Source organism: Sporosarcina sp. FSL K6-1540 (genome assembly GCF_038620285.1).
Lineage (GTDB): Bacteria > Bacillota > Bacilli > Bacillales_A > Planococcaceae > Sporosarcina > Sporosarcina psychrophila.
Genome location: NZ_CP152018.1, coordinates 2,415,942 through 2,440,367, shown reverse-complemented (window position 1 = coordinate 2,440,367; position 24,426 = coordinate 2,415,942). Strand labels below are relative to the sequence as shown.

Genomic DNA, 24,426 nt, shown 5'->3' with positions numbered 1-24,426 from the left:
CCCTACCTTTCAGCCTTCAATTCCATGATTGTATCCCTTAGTTCAGCAGCACGTTCGAAGTCGAGTGCTTTCGCTGCCTCTTTCATCTCTTTTTCCAAAGTTACAAGCAGCTTTGTTTTTTCGTCTTTTGTCAACTTCTTGCCTTGTGTTACTTTTTCTAAATAGGAAATAGCTTCTTCTGATACTGCTGTTGCACGAATCACATCACGGATTTCCTTTTTGATTGTCGTAGGTGTTATGCCATGTTTTTCATTATATTTTCGTTGAATGTCCCGACGTCGCTCCGTTTCCCCAATTGCTTTCGCCATGGAGTCCGTCATTCTATCTGCATATAAAATGACATGTCCATTGGAATTACGGGCAGCACGACCCATCGTCTGAATAAGTGCTCGCTCAGAACGTAGAAACCCTTCTTTATCAGCATCCAAGATTACAACAAGCGATACTTCAGGAATGTCTATCCCTTCTCTTAAGAGGTTAATACCCACAAGGACATCATATGTGCCTATTCGCAGTTCTCTTAACGTTTCAATTCGTTCAAGTGTTTTAATGTCAGAATGAAGGTATTGAACTTTTATACCAATTTCCTTCAAGTAATCGGTCAAATCTTCGGACATTTTTTTTGTTAACGTCGTAATTAGAACACGTTCATTGTTTTTAGTCCGTTCTCTTATTTGACCTATCAAATCATCAATCTGCCCTTCAATCGGACGGATTTCAATCGTCGGATCTAGTAGACCAGTCGGGCGGATAATCTGTTGAATCATCTCAGGAGTATGCTCAATTTCGTAAGGGCCTGGTGTCGCAGAAACATAAATCGCCTCGTGGACATGGTTTTCGAATTCTTGGAATGTAAGCGGTCTGTTGTCGAGTGCTGAAGGCAAACGGAAACCATGGTCAACAAGGACATTTTTCCGTGCCTGGTCACCGTTATACATACCACGGATTTGTGGCAATGAGACATGACTTTCATCTACAATAATGAGGAAATCATCTGGGAAATAGTCAAGCAATGTATACGGTATCGCTCCTGCAGGACGGAGTGTTAAATGACGGGAATAGTTTTCAATACCCGAACAGAAGCCCATTTCTCGCATCATTTCAAGATCATAGCGTGTCCGTTGTTCAAGACGTTGCGCTTCCAATAATTTGTCCTGGGCACGAAACTCTTTCAAACGTTCTTCCAGTTCAATTTCAATGTTTTCAATTGCTTTCACCATTTTTTCTTCACCAGTAACAAAGTGAGATGCGGGGAATATGGCAACGTGTTCACGTTCACCGAGGATTTCGCCTGTCAGTGAATCCACTTCGCGAATTCGTTCGATTTCATCACCGAAAAACTCGATACGTAAGCAATGTTCATCCTGGGATGCTGGCAAAAGTTCAACAACATCGCCGCGTACCCGGAACGTACCTCGAGTGAAACTTACGTCATTGCGTTCGTATTGAATATCTACAAATCTGCGAAGCAGTTCATTGCGTCCGATTTCCATACCTGGACGAAGAGAAACAACATGTGCGCTGTATTCTTCTGGGGAACCTAGACCATAAATGCAAGAGACAGATGCAACAATGAGTACGTCATTCCTTTCAAATAAGGAAGATGTTGCAGAGTGACGTAATTTATCAATTTCATCATTGATGCTTGAGTCTTTTTCAATGAAGGTGTCAGTATGCGCGATATACGCTTCTGGCTGATAATAATCATAGAAACTGACAAAGTATTCGACTGCATTGTCAGGAAAAAACTCTTTAAATTCACTATATAATTGACCCGCTAACGTTTTGTTGTGAGCGATAACGAGAGTCGGTTTGTTAATCTCCGTCAAGACATTCGACACGGTAAATGTTTTTCCAGTCCCGGTTGCACCGAGCAAAGTTTGGTGCTTCTCACCTCGGTTATGTCCTTCTAATAGTTGTGCGATTGCAGACGGCTGATCGCCTTGTGGTGTATAAGGGGCTTGCAAATTGAATTTTCCGACCATCGGAAAAACCTCCTCTATCAGTTACATCTATCTTATCACTTTACCCATCTTTTGACGAGTAAAAAGCGAACGTACGTTTTTCCACTAATTTTCACTTTTATAAACACACACAAAAAAACGCTGCATGTCTACTCAACATGTAGCGTCCTTGCATTTTTCAATCATTCTCTTCAAGTTTGCCCAGTCTTTTGGAATACAGTAGGAATGCGCTTTCATCCCTACTGTCAAGCGCAAGGTCAATCAATCCCATGAACCTACTCTTTGTCTGCTCTCTGTGTATATGTTTCAAAAAAAGATCTAAATAAATTTCATTCAGCAGTTTTTCCGCTTGGAGCGAAGTACTGTTTTTCCCTACAGCTTTTAAAAACTCGGCATATGAATAATTGTTCTCCATCCCTATCACCCCTGATGCCTTTTATTTAGTATATCTAATTTCAGAGATAAGTTGCAAGGTTTATTGGAATATTCTATTTTTATATTTAGTCATAATTTATCAAAGAAAAGCGTAAGGCGCCGTTTAGCCCACTCGAGTCTAGACGCTGTTCCATGACGAGAAATTCATACTTCCTTTTCTACAAACAAACGCCCCGTCTGCAAATGATTGCAAACGGGGCGACTTTTCTTAGTCATATTCTTTTTTCTCTACAGTCAATCTGATAGTAGCCTCAGAGATGATGAGAATGACAGCCCCGACAAGAAGAGGTGTTACAGAAACCCCATAGAGATACAGTGCAGCGCATGTGACTACTGCCGCCTGAATCCATTGGACTGTACGAACGATTCTTTTAATAGCATCCGGGCGGGTGTCTTCCTTTTCAGGAAATAGCATATCCATCCGAAAATCGTCCCCTGCCCGCAATGCGTGGATAAGTTGTACGGCAGAGGCAAATGCAAGCGCTCCTGCGAAAATAAATACAACAATCGGAAACGGGATGAAAATCGCTCCAAGCGCCGATAAAGCAGTGAGCCTTACCCAGAGCCAAAAAATATCATCCGTGCGTATAAATGTACGTCTGATTAAATACGGTTGTGCTACAGGCTTACCGAAATTCGGGGATCCCATCGCAAAACCGAGCCATGCTCTTCTACTAATGGATCCTTTCAAATGCGGGACGTCTGTGAAGTAATTGGCAAAACGGTAAAAACGCATCATCCGATTCTGTTCGAGTGATATGAAATGATCGTAAGGGAATGGTTTTAGCATTCTCTTTTTTCGCCAATAGAAGTTGTACAGTACAATGAGTACACCAATAATCAGAAGTATAATTAGACTTCCTTCAAGACCTGCATAAATTATGGTTCCCGCCAATAAAAACCGGACGGCCCTATCTAGCCAGATCCCTTTTCCATCCAAAACATGTCTGAAATTATATTCCGACTCAATGAATACTCGCTTAATAACTAGTATCAAAACTGCGATAACGATGTATTCCATCTTTGAACCGGTCCCTGTAGCTGAAAGTAACGGCAACGCCACAATATATAAAATAAATGGTAATGGCAATTGGGAATAGAAGCTCCAACTCAAAGCCCGTTTCATATACGTAATAAGCTTTTGTTCCAGTGGTAGGAAATAAACCGTGTCAGCAGGTTTCAATAGCGTCACTGGCGGCGAAAAGGTGAGCGCTAATCCAAGTATGAGAGCCGTAAGCAACGCTGCAGGGAATTCCGCTGGCACTTCCTTCAACCATTCGCTATACGTAAAGCCCCCCGCCCCAATTGTGAAAACAAGGACAATTGCCAAATGGCCTGTAAATACATACTTCAAATACTTTTGGAGCTCGGTTATATAATGGACGAACCGAGATCCCCATATTTCACGCAAATTGTTCATTGTCGGTTTCCTCTGTCATCGCGATATACAAGTCGTCCAGTGACGCGCCAGGACGTCCGAATGCATTTCTCAAGTCATCCATCGTTCCTTCTGCTCGCACCCGTCCTTCGTGCAGCAAGATGATCCTGTCGCAATATTTTTCCGCAGTTGCCAATACATGCGTTGACATGAGAATGGAAGCCCCATTTTCTGTTCTCTGCGTCATCTGCTCTAAAAGTGATTTGATGCCGATTGGATCGAGACCCACAAATGGTTCATCAATAATATATAAAGATGGATTAACGAGGAAAGCACACATGATCATTACTTTTTGACGCATCCCTTTTGAAAAATGCGCTGGGAACCAGTTTAGACGTTTCTCCATTCGGAATTCCCGGAGTAACTCATCAGACCGTGCTTCAAACACTTCTTTATCAAGGTCGTATGCCATTGCTGTCAGTTCAAGATGTTCCCTAAGCGTCAATTCTTCATAGAGTATCGGCGTTTCCGGTATATAAGTGAACGCTTTTCTATACTTTTCGGGATCCTCACTGAATGTCACCCCGTTGACACGAATTTCACCTTTATGAGGATTCATTAATCCAATAATATGTTTAATGGTTGTACTTTTTCCCGCCCCATTTAGTCCAATCAAACCTACTAACTCACCTTGTCCGATGTTAAATGACAAATCATACAGAACAGGTTTACGTGTATAACCGCCTGTTACGTCTTGTAATTCAAGAATTTCCATATCCATCCTCCATTCTTTCATTCATTTTAGCAAAAAACGCTACAAAAAGCTTTTTCCTTCATATCAACCGATATAGTATTGAATGATTGCAATCGAATAAAGCTTGGACCTGTAGGATGCAGGTCATGCAGTGGGGAGGGAGGGATTGACCTACATCCCTCCTTGTTGCGACACGACGTCGCGAACTTAGACTGCCTTCGTCTCGCCCTGTAAGGCTCCTACGCTAGTTTACCGTATTCAATATTTCAACCTATATCTAAAATTATGCTACACTTGTCCCATTCATGAAAATATGAACAGGAGTGTTGAAAATGACTGAATGTATTTTTTGTAAAATCATTGAAGGTACGATCCCTAGCGTTAAAGTTTATGAAGATGAGCACGTTCTTGCCTTCATGGATATTGTACCTGTAACGAAAGGGCATGTCCTTCTCATCCCGAAAACACATCGTGAAAATATCTATGATTTAACTGCTGAAGAAGCGGCACAACTATTTTCCGTCGTACCCAAAATCGCCAATGCCATAAAAGATGAATTCAAACCAGCTGGAATGAATTTACTACAAAACAATGGCGCATATGCGGGACAAGCCGTTTTTCATTCACACCTACACCTCATCCCTCGCTATGATGAAACTGACGGCTTCCAACTTACGTTTGAAACGAAGGAATCTGAAACAAGTATGGAACGAATTCAGGAAGTTGCAGCTGGAATTCGAATGAAATTACAAAAATAAGCTTGTGAATTATCTGAATACCGTGTATGATTCATAATAAGTTTTTCGCTGTCGATCATGAGGATACGACAGGAAAAACACAAAATACTAGATGAGCCGAGGAGAGATTAGAAATGAAAACGAAAAGTCTTGTGTTAATGTCTTTATTGACTGCTGTAGGTGCTGCACTTTACCTGATTATTCCCCCGATTGCTGGAGGAATGAAACCGGATTTCATGCTGACAATGATGTTTATCAGCATATTCCTGTTCCCTGAAGTACGCAATGTTTTGTTACTTGCTGGAACAACAGGTATTATATCAGGTATTTTTTCAAATTTCCCTGGCGGATTCATCCCCAATGTAATTGATAAGTTCATTACCGCATTCGTAATCTACGCTATTATTATCTCACTAAAAAAAGTTACAGGTAACTTGATTGCTTCCACTGTTGTCGCAGGTATTGGAACTGTATTGTCAGGAAGCATCTTCCTTTCAATCGCCATTTTCATTCTTGGAGTAGATTTACCGTTCGGTGGTTTGTTCTTGGGGGTTGTACTTCCAGCTGTTGCGATGAACGGAATTGCATTTTTCTTGATATACCCGATTGTTAAGGGCTTGGTCAAACGCTCCTCGTTTAAAACTGCATTTTCCAATTGAAATTTTAGCGAAAGCTTTCCGTCTCCACGAGGAGAGCTTTTTTTGTCGCCTGTATAATATACCCGAAGATGAAATTTCGGGCACCCCTCCGCTTTTACTAAAGAAAAGATCATACAAGTAACAGTGCTACGCTATATTGAAAGTGACACTGCCCCTAATTCGAAAAGGAAATGCTATAGAAAAGGAGTAAGCAGTCATTTACTGGTTACTCAACACATGTAGTTTAAAATATAAAGTAGCGTCTAAACAGGTCACTTGCGCTTGTTTTTATTGCTCAGGCACTTTTTAAATGTTTTAATAAAACTAGAGTAAGGAATACTATTCATAACAGGAAGGAGTGTATTATACAATGAAAGCATCTACATTTTTCATCGGACTCGCAGCAGGTTCAGTTGCAGCTGCTGTTACGGTATTGTATTCGACTCCCCAATCGGGAAGTCAACTTCGGACATCCGTCAGGGATGCTTCAAGCGACATGAAATTTTTGTTCAAAGATGTAAAAGTAAAAGTCGATGATTTAAAAGAGTCCATTTCCCACCTTACGAAAGAAGCAAAAGAAACAGTTCCAACAGCAATTGATGGAATTAAAGGTTCAGTAGATCAGTGGCAACAATCAACGGAATCTAATCGGGAACGCATGGAAAAAGAAATTGCAGCAATCCAAACCGCTATTGAAGAGCTTGAGCAGAACTTCGCAAAACAGCAAAAGTAATGTCAATTATGCCTAGGCGTAATTGCGTCCAAAATTTGTAATATCCCTCGGAGGCTTGGACCAGCAGGGAATTTGTTCCCACTTATAAAAGCTGGGGTTGAATGCTAATTCAAGTTAAAAGTTAAAAGTAAATACTATCCACCAGTAAGGAATGCAGTCAACCCTCCACGAGAGACCTACATTATATAGGTTTTAACTAGTGGATACGGCCGCATTCCTTATTTTCATACCCATTTCCCCAAATATTATTATTGAATCGAAAGCTTTTTCACAATTTTTACTTTTCTCTTCTTTGCTTTTCTGCTATAATAAAAGAAGCGGGAAAATATAGAAAGAAGGTGTTTCCAATGTCAGAGCAAAAGTACTCTCCGAAAGAAGCAATGATTTTCAGTCAAAGGGTTGCACAGATGTCTAAAGCTCTTTGGAAAGCAGTAGAAAAAGATTGGCAGCAGTGGATAAAACCTTATGACTTGAATATTAATGAGCATCATATTTTATGGATTTCTTACCATCTTCAAGGCGCAACCATTTCTGACATCGCTAAATTTGGAGTCATGCATGTTTCGACAGCTTTCAACTTTTCGAAGAAGCTAGAAGAACGTAATTATTTACGGTTTTATAAAAAAGATGATGACAGAAGAAATACATATGTTGAAGTTACAGAAGAAGGGGAAAAACTGATACTCGAGATGAACATGAACTACTATGATTCTAAACATGATATTTTAGAGGGATCACTCCCTATTAAAGACCTTTACGGAAAGTTCCCAGAATTTCTCGAAGTAATGTCCGTTGTCCGAAATATTTATGGGGAAGATTTTATGGAAATATTTGAGCGCGGCTTTGAGAAAATCAAAGAATCATATGATGACTCCACCGGTGAAATGATGGCTATTAATCATACGAAAAGTAACGAAGAACTTAAAAACCCAGTATTTAGCGCAGAGGAAAATTAATTTCATTTTAGAAGGACTTCTGCTATGATTGCCTTGGGAAGTTAAAGAGGAGGAATAGATTTGATCCTTATTATTACAATTCTGTTCTCGTTATTATATCTGTTTCAAATCAATAAAATGACGTATGCACTATGCGAATCTAAGGAAATCCCTGAAGAGAAGCAACAGAAAATATACACAACCGTTAACGTTCTTGTAACCATTTTAATCGTGTCATTTTACGTCGAGATTCTGTTACAAGTATAAAAAAGTCCATTCCCTTTTTTACGGGAAATGGACTTTTTCCATTATCGATACCCTCAGCGCCTAACGCCTTGAGCTTTTCTGGAATTAATTCAGGAAGGCTGCACCGACAATGATTAATAAAATGAACAAAACAACAATCAACGCAAATCCCGAAGTACCATGGGAACCTTGGTCATATCCGCTCATAGGAGCACCCCCTCTCTCTATGTATCCTATGCAAAACAATTGGCTCGTTGTAGGCAGTATATTCTAGGGGAACCTTTTTGTTTTAGATACGTTTTTATGGTATAGTGTCTACTGTTGCACATAAAAGTTAGGGGAGATTTCAAAATGAAAAAAACTATTTTAGCACTTACAATGGCCGCATCTGTACTTGCACTTTCAGCGTGCAGCGACAAGAATGCCGGTGATGAAGTTCTTGTCAAATCAAAAGCCGGAAATGTAACACAAAGTGAACTTTATAACGAAATGAAGGATGCTCAAGGTGAACAAACATTACAACTACTCGTCCTTGAAAAAGTATTAGATGCAAAATATAAAATCTCTGATAAGCAAGTCGATACAGCAATCAATGAAATGAAAGAACAATTAGGTGAAGGTTTCGATGCTTATATCGCTCAACAAGGTCACACTGAGAAGAGCTTGAAAAAAATCCTTCGTATCAACATGTTACAAGAAGCGGCTCTTACTGATGGCGTTGAAGTAACAGATAAGGAAATCGAAGAGCGCGTTAAAATGATGGCTACAGAATTGAATGCCAAACACGTCCTAGTTGCGGATGAAGAGACTGCACTTAAAGTCAAAAAGGAACTTGAAGGCGGAGCTGATTTTGCTGAAGTAGCGAAAAAGAATTCGACTGAACCGGCTGCAAAAGAATCCGGTGGGGATCTTGGGTGGTTTGGCTACGGTAAAATGGTCAAAGAATTCTGGGATGCTGCATATGCACTTGAAGTGAACACAATCAGTGAGCCGGTCCAATCGGAACACGGGTTCCACATTATTAAAGTTACAGAAAAACGTGACATCGAAGCTAAGGAAATGACTAAAGAAGAGAAAGAAAAACTCACTAAAGAAATACAACTTGAGAAAGCAGATCCAAGTACAATTATCCCGAAAGTATCTAAGCTAATGAAAGATGCTGATGTAAAAGTTGAAGATAAAGATTTGAAATCAGCACTTGATGTATTCTTGGAAGAACCTAAAGTAGAAAAAGAAACAGAAACAGATAAAGAATCTAAGTAATACTAATAACAATTCAAGACTCCTTTTCAGGGGTCTTTTTTTATTGGGGTATTTAAATGTACAAACAAACACCTCCAAAAGACGCCTGTCCTTCGGAGGTGTTTGCTAGTTCAATATATGTTATTCCACGTCTGTTGATTAACCATTTTCTTGCATAAGATACTGGTAAGGTAGGTGCAAAAGTCTTCATTTGGACTAGTACGTTTCCGGCTCGCTTTCGGCTCGCTTTCGGCTCGCTTTCGGCTCGCTTTCGGCTAAACTAATCACTACATTTTTATCGTGGGAAAAGGGGGTGGCTAGAAGTGACTTCGTCACTTCTAGCCACCCCCTTTTCGATAATTCTGTTGCGATTAGTTGCCTGTCGCGTACCTACAACGTTCTAGTAAAAATTGCAATTGCTTGGAAAATAAGAATAGATAACTTTTCACAGAAGGTATAAGTGCCCGAAGATACAATTTCGGGCACGCTTACATTTTCTACAATGCGTTCCTTACTGACTCTTAGCAAAATCAGGCTTGGCAACATGTGATATCCTGTAGAAATTGACACTTCATTAAAAGATCTAAAGTACTAGTGTCTGGACGTAAAATCTCAATGTTCTAACTCATCCACGGTACGAGATTTTATAACCTCCTAGACAATAAAAAAGAAAAAACCATAAAGAAGGAGTGAGCCGCCAAAATTGTATCTTTGGCGGCCTTTACCCAGATAAGAACCAACTATTCTTTCATCCCAAAAAGCTTTAGCACTTCGTGTACTTGTGTCTTAGAAGGGCGACGGATGAATGACCACCATACGATTACCGAAAAAATCTATAGGGATACGACAAAGTCGCATCCTTATAGATTAAGATATCACGGTAATTGTGTAGGAGCCGTTTAATCCAAAGCGATCTAAAACAACTGTACTCGGAGCGCCTTGTGGTTGATTGCGTTATTTACTGGTTAGTCAATTGATGGATTATAAAATGACCTGTTATCCAGCGGGAAAATTCTTTCAGTGAACTCACCAGGAGCCGTCTTGCCAAGTGCGCGGTCCAACATATTCATCTTCGCATCGATGTTATCGATGTAATGAAGAATTTCCGCTTCTTTCAGCATTGGACGTTTCGGGCTTCCCCATTCTTCCTTACCGTGGTGAGATAAAACCATATGTTGCAACAGCATAACTTCTTCACCTGTAATTTCAAGTTCGTCAGCCGCTTTTGAAATTTCATTGACCATAATCGTAATATGACCTAGCAGATTCCCCTCAATCGTGTATTGAGTTGCAATTGGACCTGAAAGTTCAATTACTTTCCCAACATCATGCAAGATAATTCCCGCGTACAATAAATCCTTATTGAGTGATGGATACAGATCCGCTAACGATTTTCCAAGTTTCAGCATGGAAACAACATGATCAATAAGACCCGATACATAATCATGATGATTTCTTGTCGCAGCAGGATACGTCATGAAAGCTGTCTGATGCTTTTTCAATAAATGACGCGTAATTCGTTGAATTTGTGGATTTTGCATTTCAAAGAAATACTGCATCAGCTCTTCGTATAGCACTTCTTTACTTGTTGCCGATGACGGAACTAGGTCGGCAATCGCCACCCCTTCATCCTCTTTTACGGGACGTATACTTTTAATGCGCAACTGATTTTTCCCACGGTATTCATGTACTTCCCCGCCAACTTTGACAATCGATGCTGCGGCATATGTTTTCGCGTGCTCATCTGTTGTATCCCATAACTTCGCTTCAATATCACCGCTTTTATCCTGCAAAATAAGCGTCATAAACGGTTTACCTTGTGTGGTAACTCCTTTTGTTGATTGCTTAATTAGCAAGAAAAGATCAAACGGCTCGCCTGCATTATATTCTGCAATTTTCTTCATAAGACCATCGCTCCCTGTTCGCTTCCGATATCGGAAACGTTTAGTATTGTTGCCCCCTGCCATTTATCCTTCATCGCTTCGTGGCATGTAAAATAAATGAACTGATGCTTGTTTTGTAGATTGTCTAGTAGTTCAATCATACGCGAAAGTCGCTCTTCGTCAAAGTGAACGAATGGATCGTCCAACATTAGTGGAAAAGGTGCGGTATTCATTATAGATGCCGCAAGCGCCAATCTAAGCGAAATATAGGCTTGCTCTTTTGTAGCCTGGCTCAGCTCTACAATGGGATAACGCATTCCATTTTTCGCTACTACTTCGAAATGACCCGTCTCCGTTACACTCAGTGATTCATAATTCCCACCCGTCAGTTCACAGAACATTTTTTCTGCCGCTTCAAGTACTTCTGGCAATTTCTTTTCTTTCAACTCCGACATCGTTCGTCTGACTGCTTCAGTAATCGCTTTGCGCTCAGACCATTTTTTTACGAGTTCTGCGAGCTCCGATTTTTTCATTTCGAAGTGTTGCAGTTTACGACCGTAATTTTCATCTGTCAGTAGTCGTTCCGTTTTGTTAACAAGTGCCGCCTTGTCATTGATTAAGACATTTAGCCTCTCGCTAATCGACGATAGTGTTCCGCTAATATCATTCACTTTTTTTCGCAACTCTTCATCCACAACGCCATCAGGCAATTCAAGAGGGCCATATGATGCTAATTGAGCATTGACATCCTCAAGTTGCCCCTTTAAACGAAACGCTTCCAGGTGGCTATTGTATGCGGCGTAAAAGGCCTCTTCCGTTTCTACTGCTGCTTCAGCAAGCAGAGCCTGTACTTTTTCCAGCAACGAGTTTACAAGGCTGGATGTCTCTTTCAGCGCTGATTCTTTGCGTTCCAAAGCAACTGTCAATGACCTGATTGTTTCTGCCTGTTCATTAAGGTGAATGAATTCCCTTCTCAGCATCTCATAAACTGTTTCTTGTGGTGCAAATTTCCGCACTATTTTTTCAGCTTCTGCTACCCTTTCAGCAATCTGTTGTTGAATCGTTTGTCGCCGTAACAAGGCATCATTCAACTTTCTAGTAACTTCCTGAACTTCTCGAATCATACGGAATAATTCCGGGATAATCCCGGTTGAAGGTATTTCATCGAAACCATAAAGTCCTAAAAAATCGACCAGTTCCAATTCGATTTTCCGTCTATTGCTATAGGTATTTTCAAGCTCGGATGTCAACGATTGAAATTTCCTTTCAAGTACCATAAACGCTTCTTGTAAATCTTCTTTCTTGCGCTTATACATGCCAATTCGGTCTGTCAGTTCTTCCATTTGATGCTCATTTCCATCATATGCGGCAATGATTTTTTCCATCTGCTTCAGTTTTGCTGAATCCGGCGTTTGATGCTGTTTTTCAGAATAAATTAGAATACCTAATCCTATAACAATAACACCAGCTATAATTATGAACCATTCTTTTTGGATGAAACCGAAAACGATGAACGCGACAGCAAGTACGACAAGAAGTGCAGGTATCATCAGTGATTTCTGTTCAACCGGTCTTCTGCTTAGTGAAATATAGGCTTTCGCTTCAGCAAGTTGCTGACGAATTTTCGGCCACTGCAGTACACGTTCTAATTCCTCTACGGCAGGTGCAGTGCGTTCAATTCCACCAATTTCAGTTTCCGTATCACCTAACTCATTTTCCACTTGGATGAGTTGGCGATTCACAAAGCCAATTTGCTGATCGCCTTCAGTAAGTTCTTGAATAATTTTGTGCATCTGTTCTTCCTTTTGGATTGAAACATCTGCATCCAAAATAGTATTTTCCGCTTCAAGCCCTTTGACACCAAGTCTATCAAGCAGACGTCTCTTTGAACTAGTTAGCTGACTCACGTTTTCTTCTTCAAAAGTAACCGCTGTTTGCCATCTATGCCACTCTGTTTCTTTCGCCAGTAAAATTTCAAGTTCAGCAATGCGTTCAAATTCGTGCTGTTCAGGCATTCGTTTCATTAGCTCTGCTAATTCTTCTTCCAATCGTCGTTTAGTAGCTTCGGCTTCCGTTAACTTCCCCGCAAGCATTTCATAGCGCCTGATACCATCTGTGGGAAAGTTTATTTCACTTAATTGCGATAGTCTTGCATCCAATGCTTGTTTCTTTTGATGAAGGGGGAGTAGCTGTCGCACGAGAGCGAGCTTCTGTGATTCTTGCATAAGTTCCGCTTCCTGTCCTCGCAACTCTGTAAGCAAGTCATCGATTTCCCGTATTCGTTCAATCGAGGGTGCATATTCTCCCACTTTTTCCTGCTCTTCTTTCAACTCTATTTCCAATTCCCGAAGTTCCATGATCTTGACGTTCATCTCCGGAATTCTTCCCGACTTTTTGAACAAATCTCCCAGTTCTTTTTCCATTCGATTTCCAAGCTGTAACAAAGAGTCAACACCAGTAGTCCCCGAAGCAAGAAGTGTCCTGCTTAATTCGTCTTCATCCATTTTTTCAAATCCCTGCAACTGTAACAAAGAGAATGAAAATATGGATTCGAATGAAGCACGGTCATACTGGCGAAGTAGCGTGTTCAATTGCTCTTCTCCACCCTTTGTTCCATCTTCGAAATAGACGGTAACATCACCAGCAGATTTTCCACGGATCCGTTCGACGATGCATTTCCCATATGTTTCATCTATAATATGAACTTGCCCACCGTACTTGCCGCCCGATTTCGGTTCGTAGCGTAAAAGCGCATTATTTTTCGCAGGAAATCCAAATAAGATATGCAGGATGAACTGCTGAATAGTCGTTTTCCCAGCTTCATTCAATCCATAAACTACAGAGATCCCTTGTCCAAAATCCACCGTGACATTTTCATGTTTTCCAAATCCATAAATGTTTAGTTTTTCAATTTTCATGTAAACACCTCATTCCATTCCTGACATTTCCGCCGCCAACAATGCTGTTGCTCCGGCTTTCACTTCATCTATTTCATCTTCAGTCAAAACATCCAGATATTTGACGCCACGCGCATGCTGGTAAACATCTTTTAAAACATCCTTCCAGTCTTCCGTCGTCCAACCATCAATCATCCCAGCAACTGATTGCATCAGTGCACTTGATGCAATAGATGGATTCAACTGACTCGCAAATGTAATCTTCTGCACCCAGACATAGGGTTCGCTTTCACCCACATAATCACGCAGGACCTCCAACCATTCTCCCTCCGGCGATTGACTGAATAGATTCGCAGCTTCACGATCGATATCAGTCAGCAACAGCTCCACAATTCCCGCGCCATTGTGCTCTTTAAATGACTCTAGCACTTCCGAACATGCCGTCAGCCACTCATTCGCATGACTCATTCCTGCACAAGGCAATTCGAGTCTATCAAAGACAATTGCTGATGCCGGGATGAAATGAAGAGATGCTGTTGTTTTCGAGAGTTCAACTTCATAGAATCCCTTTGTACCACGCTCATTGCGATGACGCCCCTGTAAATTTCCCGGATAAACGATTGGAGGCGTTTCATGCAGCTGTTGCCTCACATGGATATGCCCGAGCGCCCAGTAATCATACCGCTTAGCTAGCAACTCATTTTTAGTGAATGGGGCATAAACGGCATGTGTTTCATCTCCCGCCAAGCTACCGTGCAACATCCCGATATGTATCGCATCCTGACCTTCAGCTACAGGATAACGGTCAATCACTTTATCACGGATATGCCTTTCCTGATAACTAAACCCAGAAATCAACACTTCTTGACCATCCACGGTCAGACGCACTGTTTCAACATGCTCATCGAAAACATGCACATTCGGAGGCAGGTCAAATCTTGTCCATCTTCCGCCAAGATGGTCGTGATTGCCATGTGAAATGAATACTGGAATGCCTGCTGTATCCAATTTCACCATCCCTTCCCGGAACTTCATCTGCGTACGTAAACTCCGATCTTCCCCATCGTAAATATCACCCGCGATTAACATGAAATCCGGTTTCGTTTTGACTGCGTGCTCAATCAACTTAGTAAATGCTGCAAAGGTACTGTCACGTAAATTATTCAGGCGATCTGTTGGTAAGCCAGTCATGCCTTTGAACGGGCTGTCGAGATGCAAATCGGCTGTGTGGATAAATCGGATTGTTGACAAGTTAGTCCCTCCTTCATTCGGCGAATACTTGTTCCTATTTTACCATAAATAAAAAGACTCTGCGAATTAATCAGAGTCTTTCTATATCTCACTTATTCTTTTCCGAGCTGGATTGCTTTTTTAATATCTTTCAACGAACGAGACGGTCCGTACATGAGAACACCACCGCGGTAAACACGTGCTCCGAAGAAGCCCAAAAGGAAAATTGTCACAAGCATAATCGCAATTGACAATAGCGGTTCCCATACTGGTAACTCCAACATACCAACGCGTAAGAACATGACGAGTGGCGCAAAGAACGGGAAAAACGAAGCATATTTTATATAGGCCATTTCAGGGTTTCCTAGCCCAGTTGCCGCAATCATGAACCCTGCCACGATTAGCAACGTCATTGGCATGATAATCTGCTGTACATCTTCCGTGCGGCTGACAAGTGAGCCAAGAAGAGCTGCCAGCGTCGCGAAGAGGAAATAGCCCAACAGGAAGAAAACTAGCGCATAGACAAGCGTTCCCACATTCATATTCGAAAAGCCGAAGACGGAAAAGAAGCCATCTGCCATTTCAGAACCTGTTGTTTTCAATGCAATATATCCTGCCAGACCCAATAATACCATTTGCAAAAGACCAAGCGATCCAATGCCAAGTACTTTTGCAAACATATGTTTAACTGGTGATACGCTTGAGATAAGAATTTCCATCACACGCGATGATTTTTCCGCCGCAACTTCTGTCGCGATCATACTTGAATAAACGATGACTGCAAAGTAAATAAGAAACATGAGTACATAGACGAGACCACGTGCCTGGCTCAATTCTTCTTGTGATTTCGCTGACGGAGATACAGATTGCTGTTCAAATTGGATAGGTGCGAATAGTGTCTGTACTTGCTCACCAGACAGTGAGAGCTCCTCCGCTTTCATTTCCGTTTGAATCGACTTAAGTGCTTCTTCTAGCATCATTGGAAGAGAAAAGTCCATGGCACTCATCGAGATGTAGTTCGCTTGAATTGTATTTGTGACATCAAGTCCAAGCGTCACGAACGAATCGATTTCTCCCTCTTTCACTTGTTCTGTAAGCGCATTTTCCGATTTACTGGACAGTTCTACCTTAATACCTGATTCATTTGACTCTAGTTGCATTTTCAACCGCTCCGCAAGAACACCGCTTTCATCGAGTACTTGCAGCACTTCCGCAGAATCTTTATCTCCGCCCGTGGCACCTTTAACGGTATCAATGATTTTTTCCATGTTAGCAAAAAGGAAAACCGCCGCAATCATGATGGATGTTGTTATAATGAACGATTTCGTTTTCGCTTTTGTCGTAAATGCCTGTTTAAAAATGATCATGAATTCACGCATGCTGTTTCCCCACCTTTTCGATGAAAATGTCTTGTAGCGAAGGTTCCTCAATCCCAAAATGGCGAATCGGGCCCGACTTTAATGCGGCCGTCAACAAATCATTGGCCACTTGTTCAGATTCGACCTGGTAGAGTGCCCCTTCAACCGACTTATGGACAGATGTAACACCTGCAATCGCATTCAGATGTGCTAAATCATTGTCTGAATTTATGCGTACGTTCTGCTTGCCATATGACCGCTTCACATCGCGGAGTGTCCCGCTCACGATTTGCTTACCTTTATCGATGATACTAAGTTGCTCACACAATTCTTCGACATGATCCATGCGGTGGCTCGAGAATACGATAGTTGCACCATCATTACGAAATTGAATTATCGCCTCTTTCAACATCTCAACGTTTACCGGGTCCAACCCTGAAAATGGCTCATCTAGAATTAACAGTTGAGGATTATGCATGAGAGATGCAATTACTTGGATTTTTTGTTGATTTCCTTTTGATAGTTCTTCAACTTTTTTATTGGCATAGTGAGTGATTTCCATTCGTTCCAGCCATTTATTCATAGCTGTCTTGGCATCCGACTTTGTCATACCACGTAATTGTGCTAGAAAAATCAGTTGCTCTTCCACCTTCATTTTCGGATAAAGGCCGCGTTCCTCCGGTAAATAACCAATCTCAGGACTTGTTGCGTAAGAAATCGGTTTCCCATTCCACGTAATCCGTCCTTCATTCGCATTTAATAGACCAAGAATCATCCGAAATGTCGTCGTCTTACCTGCACCGTTCGCTCCAAGAAAACCGTACATCGTGCCTTTACCTACAGACAGCGTCAAATCATCAACCGCCGTGAAATCTCCAAATCGTTTCGTTACATTTTCAAGTAGCAATGACATTTGATTACCCCTTTCGTTTTACCCAATATTAACTATACGTATCTAGCACTCTGAAGTTTCACTTTTTTTGTTTTTCAGTTTTTACTACTGGCGATTGCTGTACCAATCGCATACGACGCCATGTGCACTACCCAAATTCCCGTTAGAATGAAAAATGCAAGTTGCGGTCCTTCAACAATAATGATAACTGCCCAAGCAATGAGTATCGCAACGGTTGTCGCACACCACGAAATTGAACGGGCATGTTGATGAATCGTTCTATATCGTTCGTCAAACCATCGTTCTTTCTTTCCCCTTTTCCGATTTATTAACATAGTAATGAAAATAATGACTACAGCAAGCGGCAGCCCTGCAAGAAATACCCATATATTAAACCCTTCGTACATTTTCAATCCTCCTCTGGTGTAAAAATATCTTCAATGCGACAATTGAATAACTTCGCAAGTTTGAACGCTAATGTCAGTGATGGGTTATATCTACCTTTTTCGAGGGAAATAATCGTCTGTCTCGAAACTTCCAGTTTCTCCGACAGATCATCTTGCGTTAGCCCCATTGCAGTCCGCATTTCCTTTATCAAGTTATTCATTCCAATGCTCCCCCCTTCATACGAAAAGCGTAGGGCGCCCAGAGTCAAGACACCGACAATTGTAAAGGTAACTTTACGTAAAGGTTACTTTACTGCACTCGAGATGTCAAGCAACCTTTACAAATTTCCTTTTAGAATATTTCATAGTATAATGAATGAAATAGAGTGGAAAGGGTGAATTATGTGAGAACATATAAACTAACAGCTTTTGAACCAACGGGGGAATTAATTACAGAAGATACATTCACAGCTGAAACGGACGAAGCAGCAAAAGAAAAAGGCCAAGTAATGCTTGAGGATAAGGGTCTTCTTGAAAAGACACATCGCCTTGCATCTCCGGCAGGTAAGTTAATATTGTTCCATTCCTAAATAAAATTGCACTTCAGATGTTTACTTCCCTTCACTTATTATGTAATCCTAAACAGAAACAAAGCATTTCCATCATACAAATAGACAGGGTGTTGAGAAATGAAAATCGCATTAATTGCCCATGACGAAAAGAAAAATGAAATGGTCAATTTCACAATTGCCTACGAATATATCTTTTCGCAATACACATTATTTGCTACCGGTACAACGGGAAAAAGAATTATGGACGAAACCAATTTATCTGTAACCCGACTTAATTCGGGACCTTTGGGTGGTGATCAGCAAATTGGTGCAATGATTGCAACTGGCGAGCTGGACTTAATCTTGTTTTTCCGTGACCCACTAACTGCTCAACCACATGAACCCGACGTCAGTGCGTTATTACGCCTTTGTGATGTCTATGGCATCCCACTCGCTACGAATATTGCAACGGCTGAGCTGTTACTTCGCGCTGTTGAAAAAGGGTACTTTTCGTGGCGTGAAATGCTTGATAAATATAAGTAAGTTCATTTCAAAATAAAATAAAAAGTACCAAGCACTGATCCTTTTATTCAACGGATGCATGCTTGGTACTTTTTTAATTACGCAGGCTGATTCAGACTGCAAGCGCTGGATCAAATTGTTGATTTCCTTTCTTCCTTATGACCGCCATGGAGCTTGTTATGCTCGCCATAGGTGCAGTTATGACCGCCATGAGCACTGTTATGCTCGCCACGACTTCCATTATGACCGGCATCAGCCGTGTTATGACCGCCACATGTTAATTGCACAAAATGTCTAGTACATGAAAAGACACTGATTCAGGATGGCGTAAAAACTCACCCCTAAACCAGTGTCCATATTACATAAAAATCATTTCCCTATAAATTCCGGCTTACGTTTTCCCACAAATGCCTGAATACCTTCTAGGTGGTCTGCTGTTTTCCGCATTGCCACTTGTGCTTCACTTTCCATTGCCAATATGCTTTCAAGTTCTTTCGTTTTTTGCGCATGCAGAATTTTTTTCGATGCAATCATTGCTGCAATCGGCGACGCAAGCAGTTTATGAGCAAACGCTTCGCCGCGTTCAGCACCAGTACCTTGTGCAGTCACTTCATCGATGAGTCCTTTTTCAAGTGCTTCTTGACCATTCATCACTTTTCCTGACCAAATGAGTTTTTTCGCTTGAGGCACACCTACGCGTTCTTTTAAGAAGAAATGACCTGCCCCGTCTGGAATTAGACCAATGCCGATAAAGTTCATCGCAAGTTTACTTTCCTCTTCCGCAATAATATAATCGCAGCCAAGCACAAGGCTAAATCCAAGTCCTGCCGCCGCACCATGGACGACCGCAATCGTAACTTGCGGTAATGTATAAAGTGCCTTCGCAAGACGTGACACGTCTACCATTACGCTACCAATATCCATTGGGCTATCCGGATTTAACATCGCTTTAATATCCCCACCCGCAGAAAATGCACGACCGGCCCCTTGGATTACCAAAACTTGAACTGACACATCGCTTTTCAATTCCTCGAAAACATCTGCTAGTTCCTTCATCATGACACTATCCATCGCGTTCATCGACGCAGGCCTATTCAACGTAAGATGCGCAAGGCGTCCCTCTTTTTTTAATTCGACAGTTGTATACATAAAAAAACACCCCTTCGTAAGAAATGAATTACCATTCACTTCTTAGATTCGGTGTTTTTTCAGTAAACCCTTTATTTAAGAGCTAAGAAAGTATACGTTTTTCTACCTAGAGTAGGGTCTATCAAGGCACTTGCGCTTTTCTACTTAACCATCTCTGGAAAAATCGCGTCAAGATGAGCGAGCTTCTTCACGATTGAATCCTCATACGTCAGAATATAAGCTGCCGGATCTTTCGGATTATAGAACTGCGTAATTTTCCCCGTTTCAGGGTCAATGAACTTACTTGAAGCCCCACAACCTACTCCAATGATCGTCTGTACCTCTTCCATAATAACGATGTTATAGATACTTTCTTCACCAGGCTTTGCGTACCCGACGTTTTCCAAGTTGCCTAAAATGTTCTTTTGACGGTATAAATAGTACGGTTCATAGCCATTTGCAGCGTTCCACTCTTCTCCGAGTTTCATCATCTGCTCGACTGTTTCACGATTAGCAACTTTGTATTTGTCTTTATTACGAGTCATTTCAGATGCCCGTTTGAATGACAATGTATGAACTGTCAGCGATTCAGGTTGCATTTTTTCAGTCTCTGCAAGTGAATGCTTGAATTCTTCCATTCCTTCATTTGGCAAACCGATGATGAGATCCATATTAATATTCTTCATGCCCATATCGCGTGACAACCAGAACTTATCGACTGTTTCTTGAACAGTATGGTGACGACCGATTGCTTTTAGTGTCTCATCTGTATAGGATTGCGGATTGACGCTTATCCGGTCAATACCCCATTTTTTCAGAACTTCGATTTTAGCGGGCGTAATCGTATCAGGACGACCTGCCTCTACCGTTACTTCTCTGACTTTATCCATATTAGGGAATGAAGCATACATCGTTTCATATAGCGCATCCATTTCTTCCGCTTCTATAGATGTCGGAGTTCCTCCACCGAAGTAAATCGTCGTAATGGCCATGTCTCGCTCTGTCAACCATTTTCCCATTTCTCGGATTTCTTCATGCAATCCGTCTAGGAATGTTTCGACTCGTCCATTTTTTCGATTAATCGCATAGGCTGGGAATGTGCAATACGCACATTTCGTCGGACAAAATGGAATGCCTATATAAATACTTACTTCATTTTTTAATTCGTGTAAATCAGGCACCGTTCGCAACTGCACATTCGCTATTTTTGCTAGAAGTTCGCTTTTTTCGCTCGAGAGCCGATGGCGATTCATTAACAATTGCTGGGCCTCTTCCGTACTGTGTCCTTCGTGGCGATATTTATGGTACAGTTTCATCGGGCGAATCCCTGTCAGAATTCCCCACGATTGATGCATCCCTGTTGCTTGTTCAAGCGTTTCAAGGAAAACGTGTGAATAAATCCGCTTTAACTGGCGGGTAATCGCTTTATCATCGTCCGTCTCTTCTATCTCAGAAAACTCAGCAGAATATTCCACACCGTCCCATGTAAGGATTGCCTTTCCGACAAGTTGTCCATCAAGCGTCCGTTCCAACGTCAAATTTGCCAGTATCGCACCCTCTTCATCTTCATCGACTATTTTCGATTGTTCAAAGAAAAGGTTTGCTAGATGCGTAAACATCCTAATCCAACCCTGTTCGTAGTTTTCTTTCATGATGATTTTTTGCATTGTAAGTACCCAACTTTCTATTTATAAAACCGAAGTTTTTTCTCTAGATAAACATAAAATCATTATAGCAAATTTACGGAGTGAAAGAAGAAAAACCGGCCTAGGCCGGTTTTTAGATGGATTCGTATAATTGTTGTACTGGTTTCATCAGTACACGGTTTACTTCTTCAATCAAGCCACTCAATTTCATTTCTGCTTCAAGCATTTTCATAATCTTAGGATTTTGCTGCGCAAGTTGTGCAGTCTTTTGAGCATACTCAAGCTCTTCAGCTACTGGCTCTTCACCTTGCATCTGTTTTTCCTGAAGGCTCAATTGGATTTTACGGAAGTTTTTGAACAACGCTAGTGCATCGTCATCCACCTTCACTTCTTCTACCGCTTGCTGTACTTCTAAAAACTCTGCAGTTTTTCGGAATGTTGCTTCCAATTTGTTTAAATCATCGTAAATATTCACTGTCATGTATTGTTCCCCCTAGGATAAATTTGTTGCCAAGACAATAAGGCCTTGAACGATTCCAATCAAACCGCCGAGAAATGCTCCAAGTACGGTGATCATCTTGAATTCGCGTCTTGAAATGCCGAGCACTAGATCTTCCAGTATTGCAACTGGAAACGCATCGACTTGCTCTCTAACCATATCATCTAATTTAAGTTTGTGGAGCGATATCTCCATTTGTTTTTCTGCCTGTTCGAATGCAAAGCTAGTCAGCGCCGGCGTCAGATTAACAGCTGTCCATTCCGCCCCTGCAGGCCAATAATCCTGTATCGTCTTATTCAAGCGAGCTTCCAGTACAAGTCCTTTTTCTGCATAAGATCGGACTGAATTGAACAACCCATCCCAATCAAATCCTGAGAGAAGTTCCTCAACGGGACGTTTTTGAAGCTTTTCCCATTCATTAAGTATAATTGTGTTCACAAGATCGTACGTCCCTTGTGCTGCGACAAACTTCAGTGCTTCACGCTGTACTTTTACAACAAGCGATTCTGATTCTCCAAAAAACATATTTACCATACTTCCAAGTGTACCTTTTGATGCTAGGAAATCATCAATCATTTTATGGAACATTGCTTTTCCTTCATCTGATTCGAAGTAGGTTTCCGACCTTCCTAGAATATAGGTTGTTATGGCTGGAATGCGCCCTGCAGCTTCTACCCGCCACTTTTGCGGTAGCACCTCTTCTACCGATCCCGTCGTCATTTTTACACGAACGGCGTTAAGCTGGGCATCGAGTACTTCCAACACTTTCCGCTCTGCTTTCTCTGCAACATTCATCGCGCCGGCAGTATTAAGCCAGTCATTCAATGTTTTATCAGAGAGAAGGATATGCTGCTCAAGTTTTTGTTGGAGGAAATCCTCTGCTTTCTTCTCCATGTCAGGCGTCAATAATTTCTTTCTGAACGTTTCCGGTGTTAATAAATAATTCGTCACCGTCTTACCGAGTTGCACTGCCAGTTCATCGCGCCGTTTCGGTATCAATCCCGGCGTGAATGGCAAACGCCATTTCCCAATATATTTCGCTTCATGTGGCCTGAACAGCATTTTAATCGCCAGATGATTTGTAAGTCCCCCGATTAATGCACCAATAAAAGCCATGAATAACAATGTCCATAAAATACCCAAATGCTTCACCTTTTTCCGTATCGTTAAGTCCTAATTATAGCAGAACTAAACCGAACGGAAAAATTCAAAGACTTATCTTAGTGCGTTGTACATTGTCGACATGCGAATAGCGTGTTCCATTTCATCATGCATTGCGATGAAAAATGGATTGTAGGCCTGTTGAAAAGGAACGGTTAGTAGCATTTCCTTATACATTTCAACCGCTTCAAGCTCACTCACCAATGCCCGCTGAACACACTCTTTTAAGTTATAACAAGGCAACGGTCTCTTTGGATTTGGTACAAATGTCCCCGTCATCATATAATAGAGCTGTTGAAACATTTCATAATGGCTTTTTTCATCTTCATACATATGTCTGAGGAAGTCTTGCCAAAGCGGATCATTGGTCATGTCGTGCATTGATTTATAAAAATAATAATCTTTGTACTCATCCTCGATGGCCTGCTTTAATTTATCAACAAACAAGTCAGCACCCTTTCGCTTTCTTTTCTTGATATTATGCGGTCGGGTAGCGTCTTATGAGAGGAGTTATTTACATGCTACAACATTTCAGTTTTAAACCGATGTTTGACAATACACAATTACCGGGTTGGACATTCTCATTTTTCTTCCGCAATACGAGGTATACCGGTGACTATTTACCTGAGGGTGTCATTGTTTGGACAGGAGAAACGCCTCCTGAAGAAGACAATTTGAAAAAAATGATTCATGAATTGATGATTTTTCACGTCTATGATTGATTCGTGAAAACTTCGGGAATACTGTCCTCCATGACGTATTAAGGAGGCGCAGTATGAATAAAGAAAAATCCCCTGAAGAGTTGCGTAAAGAAAAGGAACAGTTAAAAGTACAAGATCAGAAAACTGAAAATGTCTTTGAAGATAAGAGTCGAGTACCAGAAGAACAAAATGCCTGGAAAGAAACACAAGCCAGACGCGGTGAATAACAAAACTCCCTGCATATTGTATGCAGGGAGTTTTGTTATTCTACATTTCTCGTTTCCTCTATGCCAACCGCGTGCCTTGTATCTTCTTCCAAGTACTTATTACTGTTCGTGTCATTTGTTCCCCTCGTCATATCGTCATAAGGCATAAAAGGCGTAAACATATTTCCTGACTTCTTCTTATTAAAAAGTGTCTTGTAGATTGCAAAACCAATCAACACCATACCTCCGAGTCCCAATACAATGGCAACAACAGCTATAATGGTAATGCCCATAAGAACACCCC

At 41.3% G+C, this 24,426-nt stretch carries 28 protein-coding genes; 10 read left to right on the top strand and 18 right to left on the bottom strand.

What is annotated here, in order from left to right; all coding sequences use genetic code 11:
• Positions 1-2: 2 nt before the first annotated feature.
• From uvrB to MKY15_RS11420, 4 genes are all read right to left on the bottom strand, one after another.
• The gene (gene uvrB / locus MKY15_RS11435) at positions 3-1,985 is read right to left on the bottom strand and encodes an excinuclease ABC subunit UvrB (RefSeq protein ID WP_067205953.1); all 1,983 of its coding nucleotides are present in this window, start codon (positions 1,983-1,985) and stop codon (positions 3-5) included.
• A gap of 157 nt (positions 1,986-2,142) precedes the next feature.
• Positions 2,143-2,379, bottom strand: a complete 237-nt coding sequence (locus MKY15_RS11430; protein WP_067205951.1) for an IDEAL domain-containing protein — start codon at positions 2,377-2,379, stop codon at positions 2,143-2,145.
• A 228-nt stretch (positions 2,380-2,607) separates the two neighbouring features.
• A complete protein-coding gene (locus MKY15_RS11425) occupies positions 2,608-3,819 on the bottom strand; it encodes an ABC transporter permease (protein WP_067205948.1) in 1,212 nt (403 codons plus the stop codon).
• Entirely contained in the window at positions 3,803-4,552 is a 750-nt protein-coding gene (locus MKY15_RS11420; protein WP_067205945.1) for an ABC transporter ATP-binding protein, read from the bottom strand. The genes MKY15_RS11425 and MKY15_RS11420 overlap by 17 nt, the downstream gene beginning before the upstream one ends.
• A gap of 311 nt (positions 4,553-4,863) precedes the next feature.
• Here MKY15_RS11420 and MKY15_RS11415 point away from each other — a divergent pair, with 311 nt between their 5' ends.
• From MKY15_RS11415 to MKY15_RS11395, 5 genes are all read left to right on the top strand, one after another.
• Positions 4,864-5,289 carry an HIT family protein gene (locus tag MKY15_RS11415; RefSeq protein ID WP_067205943.1) on the top strand — a complete coding sequence of 142 codons (426 nt, stop codon included), beginning with the start codon at positions 4,864-4,866 and terminating at the stop codon, positions 5,287-5,289.
• A gap of 113 nt (positions 5,290-5,402) precedes the next feature.
• Positions 5,403-5,927 (top strand): tryptophan transporter, encoded by a 525-nt coding sequence (locus tag MKY15_RS11410; RefSeq protein ID WP_067205940.1) that lies wholly within the window; start codon positions 5,403-5,405, stop codon positions 5,925-5,927.
• Positions 5,928-6,276: 349 nt separating this feature from the next.
• Positions 6,277-6,639 (top strand): YtxH domain-containing protein, encoded by a 363-nt coding sequence (locus MKY15_RS11405; protein ID WP_067205937.1) that lies wholly within the window; start codon positions 6,277-6,279, stop codon positions 6,637-6,639.
• A 347-nt stretch (positions 6,640-6,986) separates the two neighbouring features.
• A complete protein-coding gene (locus tag MKY15_RS11400; RefSeq protein WP_067205934.1) occupies positions 6,987-7,595 on the top strand; it encodes an HTH-type transcriptional regulator Hpr in 609 nt (202 codons plus the stop codon).
• 60 nt (positions 7,596-7,655) lie between these two features.
• Positions 7,656-7,841 (top strand): hypothetical protein, encoded by a 186-nt coding sequence (locus tag MKY15_RS11395; RefSeq protein WP_067205932.1) that lies wholly within the window; start codon positions 7,656-7,658, stop codon positions 7,839-7,841.
• A gap of 84 nt (positions 7,842-7,925) precedes the next feature.
• Here MKY15_RS11395 and MKY15_RS11390 read toward each other — a convergent pair whose 3' ends face one another.
• A complete protein-coding gene (locus MKY15_RS11390; RefSeq protein WP_082786481.1) occupies positions 7,926-8,027 on the bottom strand; it encodes a YjcZ family sporulation protein in 102 nt (33 codons plus the stop codon).
• A gap of 144 nt (positions 8,028-8,171) precedes the next feature.
• Here MKY15_RS11390 and MKY15_RS11385 point away from each other — a divergent pair, with 144 nt between their 5' ends.
• Positions 8,172-9,083, top strand: a complete 912-nt coding sequence (locus MKY15_RS11385; RefSeq protein ID WP_340741506.1) for a peptidylprolyl isomerase — start codon at positions 8,172-8,174, stop codon at positions 9,081-9,083.
• 944 nt (positions 9,084-10,027) lie between these two features.
• Here the strand turns inward: MKY15_RS11385 and yhaM are convergent.
• The 7 genes from yhaM to MKY15_RS11350 form a co-directional block, all read right to left on the bottom strand.
• Entirely contained in the window at positions 10,028-10,966 is a 939-nt protein-coding gene (gene yhaM / locus MKY15_RS11380; protein WP_338653546.1) for a 3'-5' exoribonuclease YhaM, read from the bottom strand.
• Positions 10,963-13,863 (bottom strand): AAA family ATPase, encoded by a 2,901-nt coding sequence (locus tag MKY15_RS11375; protein ID WP_342537582.1) that lies wholly within the window; start codon positions 13,861-13,863, stop codon positions 10,963-10,965. Before MKY15_RS11375 ends, yhaM begins: the two co-directional genes overlap by 4 nt.
• A gap of 9 nt (positions 13,864-13,872) precedes the next feature.
• Complete coding sequence (locus MKY15_RS11370) at positions 13,873-15,093, bottom strand: DNA repair exonuclease (RefSeq protein WP_342537581.1); 1,221 nt, start codon at positions 15,091-15,093, stop codon at positions 13,873-13,875.
• Positions 15,094-15,185: 92 nt separating this feature from the next.
• Positions 15,186-16,451, bottom strand: a complete 1,266-nt coding sequence (locus tag MKY15_RS11365) for an ABC transporter permease (protein ID WP_342537579.1) — start codon at positions 16,449-16,451, stop codon at positions 15,186-15,188.
• Positions 16,444-17,343 carry an ABC transporter ATP-binding protein gene (locus tag MKY15_RS11360; protein ID WP_340741502.1) on the bottom strand — a complete coding sequence of 300 codons (900 nt, stop codon included), beginning with the start codon at positions 17,341-17,343 and terminating at the stop codon, positions 16,444-16,446. Before MKY15_RS11360 ends, MKY15_RS11365 begins: the two co-directional genes overlap by 8 nt.
• A 74-nt stretch (positions 17,344-17,417) precedes the next feature.
• Positions 17,418-17,729: a hypothetical protein gene (locus MKY15_RS11355; protein ID WP_067205915.1), complete on the bottom strand. Its 312-nt coding sequence runs from the start codon at positions 17,727-17,729 to the stop codon at positions 17,418-17,420.
• A 2-nt stretch (positions 17,730-17,731) separates the two neighbouring features.
• Positions 17,732-17,929 carry a helix-turn-helix transcriptional regulator gene (locus MKY15_RS11350; RefSeq protein ID WP_067205914.1) on the bottom strand — a complete coding sequence of 66 codons (198 nt, stop codon included), beginning with the start codon at positions 17,927-17,929 and terminating at the stop codon, positions 17,732-17,734.
• Between the two features lie 183 nt (positions 17,930-18,112).
• Between MKY15_RS11350 and MKY15_RS11345 the strand changes: the two genes are divergently transcribed.
• Together MKY15_RS11345 and mgsA are read left to right on the top strand one after the other, a co-directional pair.
• Positions 18,113-18,298, top strand: a complete 186-nt coding sequence (locus MKY15_RS11345; protein ID WP_067205911.1) for a YhzD family protein — start codon at positions 18,113-18,115, stop codon at positions 18,296-18,298.
• A 99-nt stretch (positions 18,299-18,397) separates the two neighbouring features.
• Positions 18,398-18,802: a methylglyoxal synthase gene (mgsA, locus tag MKY15_RS11340; RefSeq protein WP_067205909.1), complete on the top strand. Its 405-nt coding sequence runs from the start codon at positions 18,398-18,400 to the stop codon at positions 18,800-18,802.
• 348 nt (positions 18,803-19,150) lie between these two features.
• Here the strand turns inward: mgsA and MKY15_RS11335 are convergent, their stop codons facing one another.
• The 5 genes from MKY15_RS11335 to MKY15_RS11315 all read right to left on the bottom strand — a co-directional run bounded on the left by MKY15_RS11335 (position 19,151) and on the right by MKY15_RS11315 (position 23,662).
• A complete protein-coding gene (locus MKY15_RS11335) occupies positions 19,151-19,930 on the bottom strand; it encodes an enoyl-CoA hydratase (protein WP_067205907.1) in 780 nt (259 codons plus the stop codon).
• Positions 19,931-20,070: 140 nt separating this feature from the next.
• The gene (locus tag MKY15_RS11330) at positions 20,071-21,576 is read right to left on the bottom strand and encodes a coproporphyrinogen III oxidase (protein ID WP_067205904.1); all 1,506 of its coding nucleotides are present in this window, start codon (positions 21,574-21,576) and stop codon (positions 20,071-20,073) included.
• A 112-nt stretch (positions 21,577-21,688) separates the two neighbouring features.
• Entirely contained in the window at positions 21,689-22,036 is a 348-nt protein-coding gene (locus MKY15_RS11325) for a YlbF family regulator (protein ID WP_067205901.1), read from the bottom strand.
• Between the two features lie 12 nt (positions 22,037-22,048).
• A complete protein-coding gene (locus MKY15_RS11320; protein WP_342537578.1) occupies positions 22,049-23,206 on the bottom strand; it encodes a DUF445 family protein in 1,158 nt (385 codons plus the stop codon).
• A 63-nt stretch (positions 23,207-23,269) separates the two neighbouring features.
• Positions 23,270-23,662: a ferritin-like domain-containing protein gene (locus MKY15_RS11315; RefSeq protein ID WP_067205897.1), complete on the bottom strand. Its 393-nt coding sequence runs from the start codon at positions 23,660-23,662 to the stop codon at positions 23,270-23,272.
• Positions 23,663-23,733: 71 nt separating this feature from the next.
• On the opposite strand from MKY15_RS11315, the gene MKY15_RS11310 reads away from it, so the two are divergent.
• Together MKY15_RS11310 and MKY15_RS11305 are read left to right on the top strand one after the other, a co-directional pair.
• Complete coding sequence (locus tag MKY15_RS11310; RefSeq protein WP_067205894.1) at positions 23,734-23,937, top strand: YheE family protein; 204 nt, start codon at positions 23,734-23,736, stop codon at positions 23,935-23,937.
• Between the two features lie 53 nt (positions 23,938-23,990).
• Entirely contained in the window at positions 23,991-24,143 is a 153-nt protein-coding gene (locus MKY15_RS11305; RefSeq protein WP_156475954.1) for a hypothetical protein, read from the top strand.
• A 35-nt stretch (positions 24,144-24,178) separates the two neighbouring features.
• Here the strand turns inward: MKY15_RS11305 and MKY15_RS11300 are convergent, their stop codons facing one another.
• On the bottom strand, positions 24,179-24,415 hold the full coding sequence (locus MKY15_RS11300; RefSeq protein ID WP_342537577.1) for a hypothetical protein: 237 nt from the start codon (positions 24,413-24,415) through the stop codon (positions 24,179-24,181).
• Between the last annotated feature and the right edge of the window lie 11 nt (positions 24,416-24,426).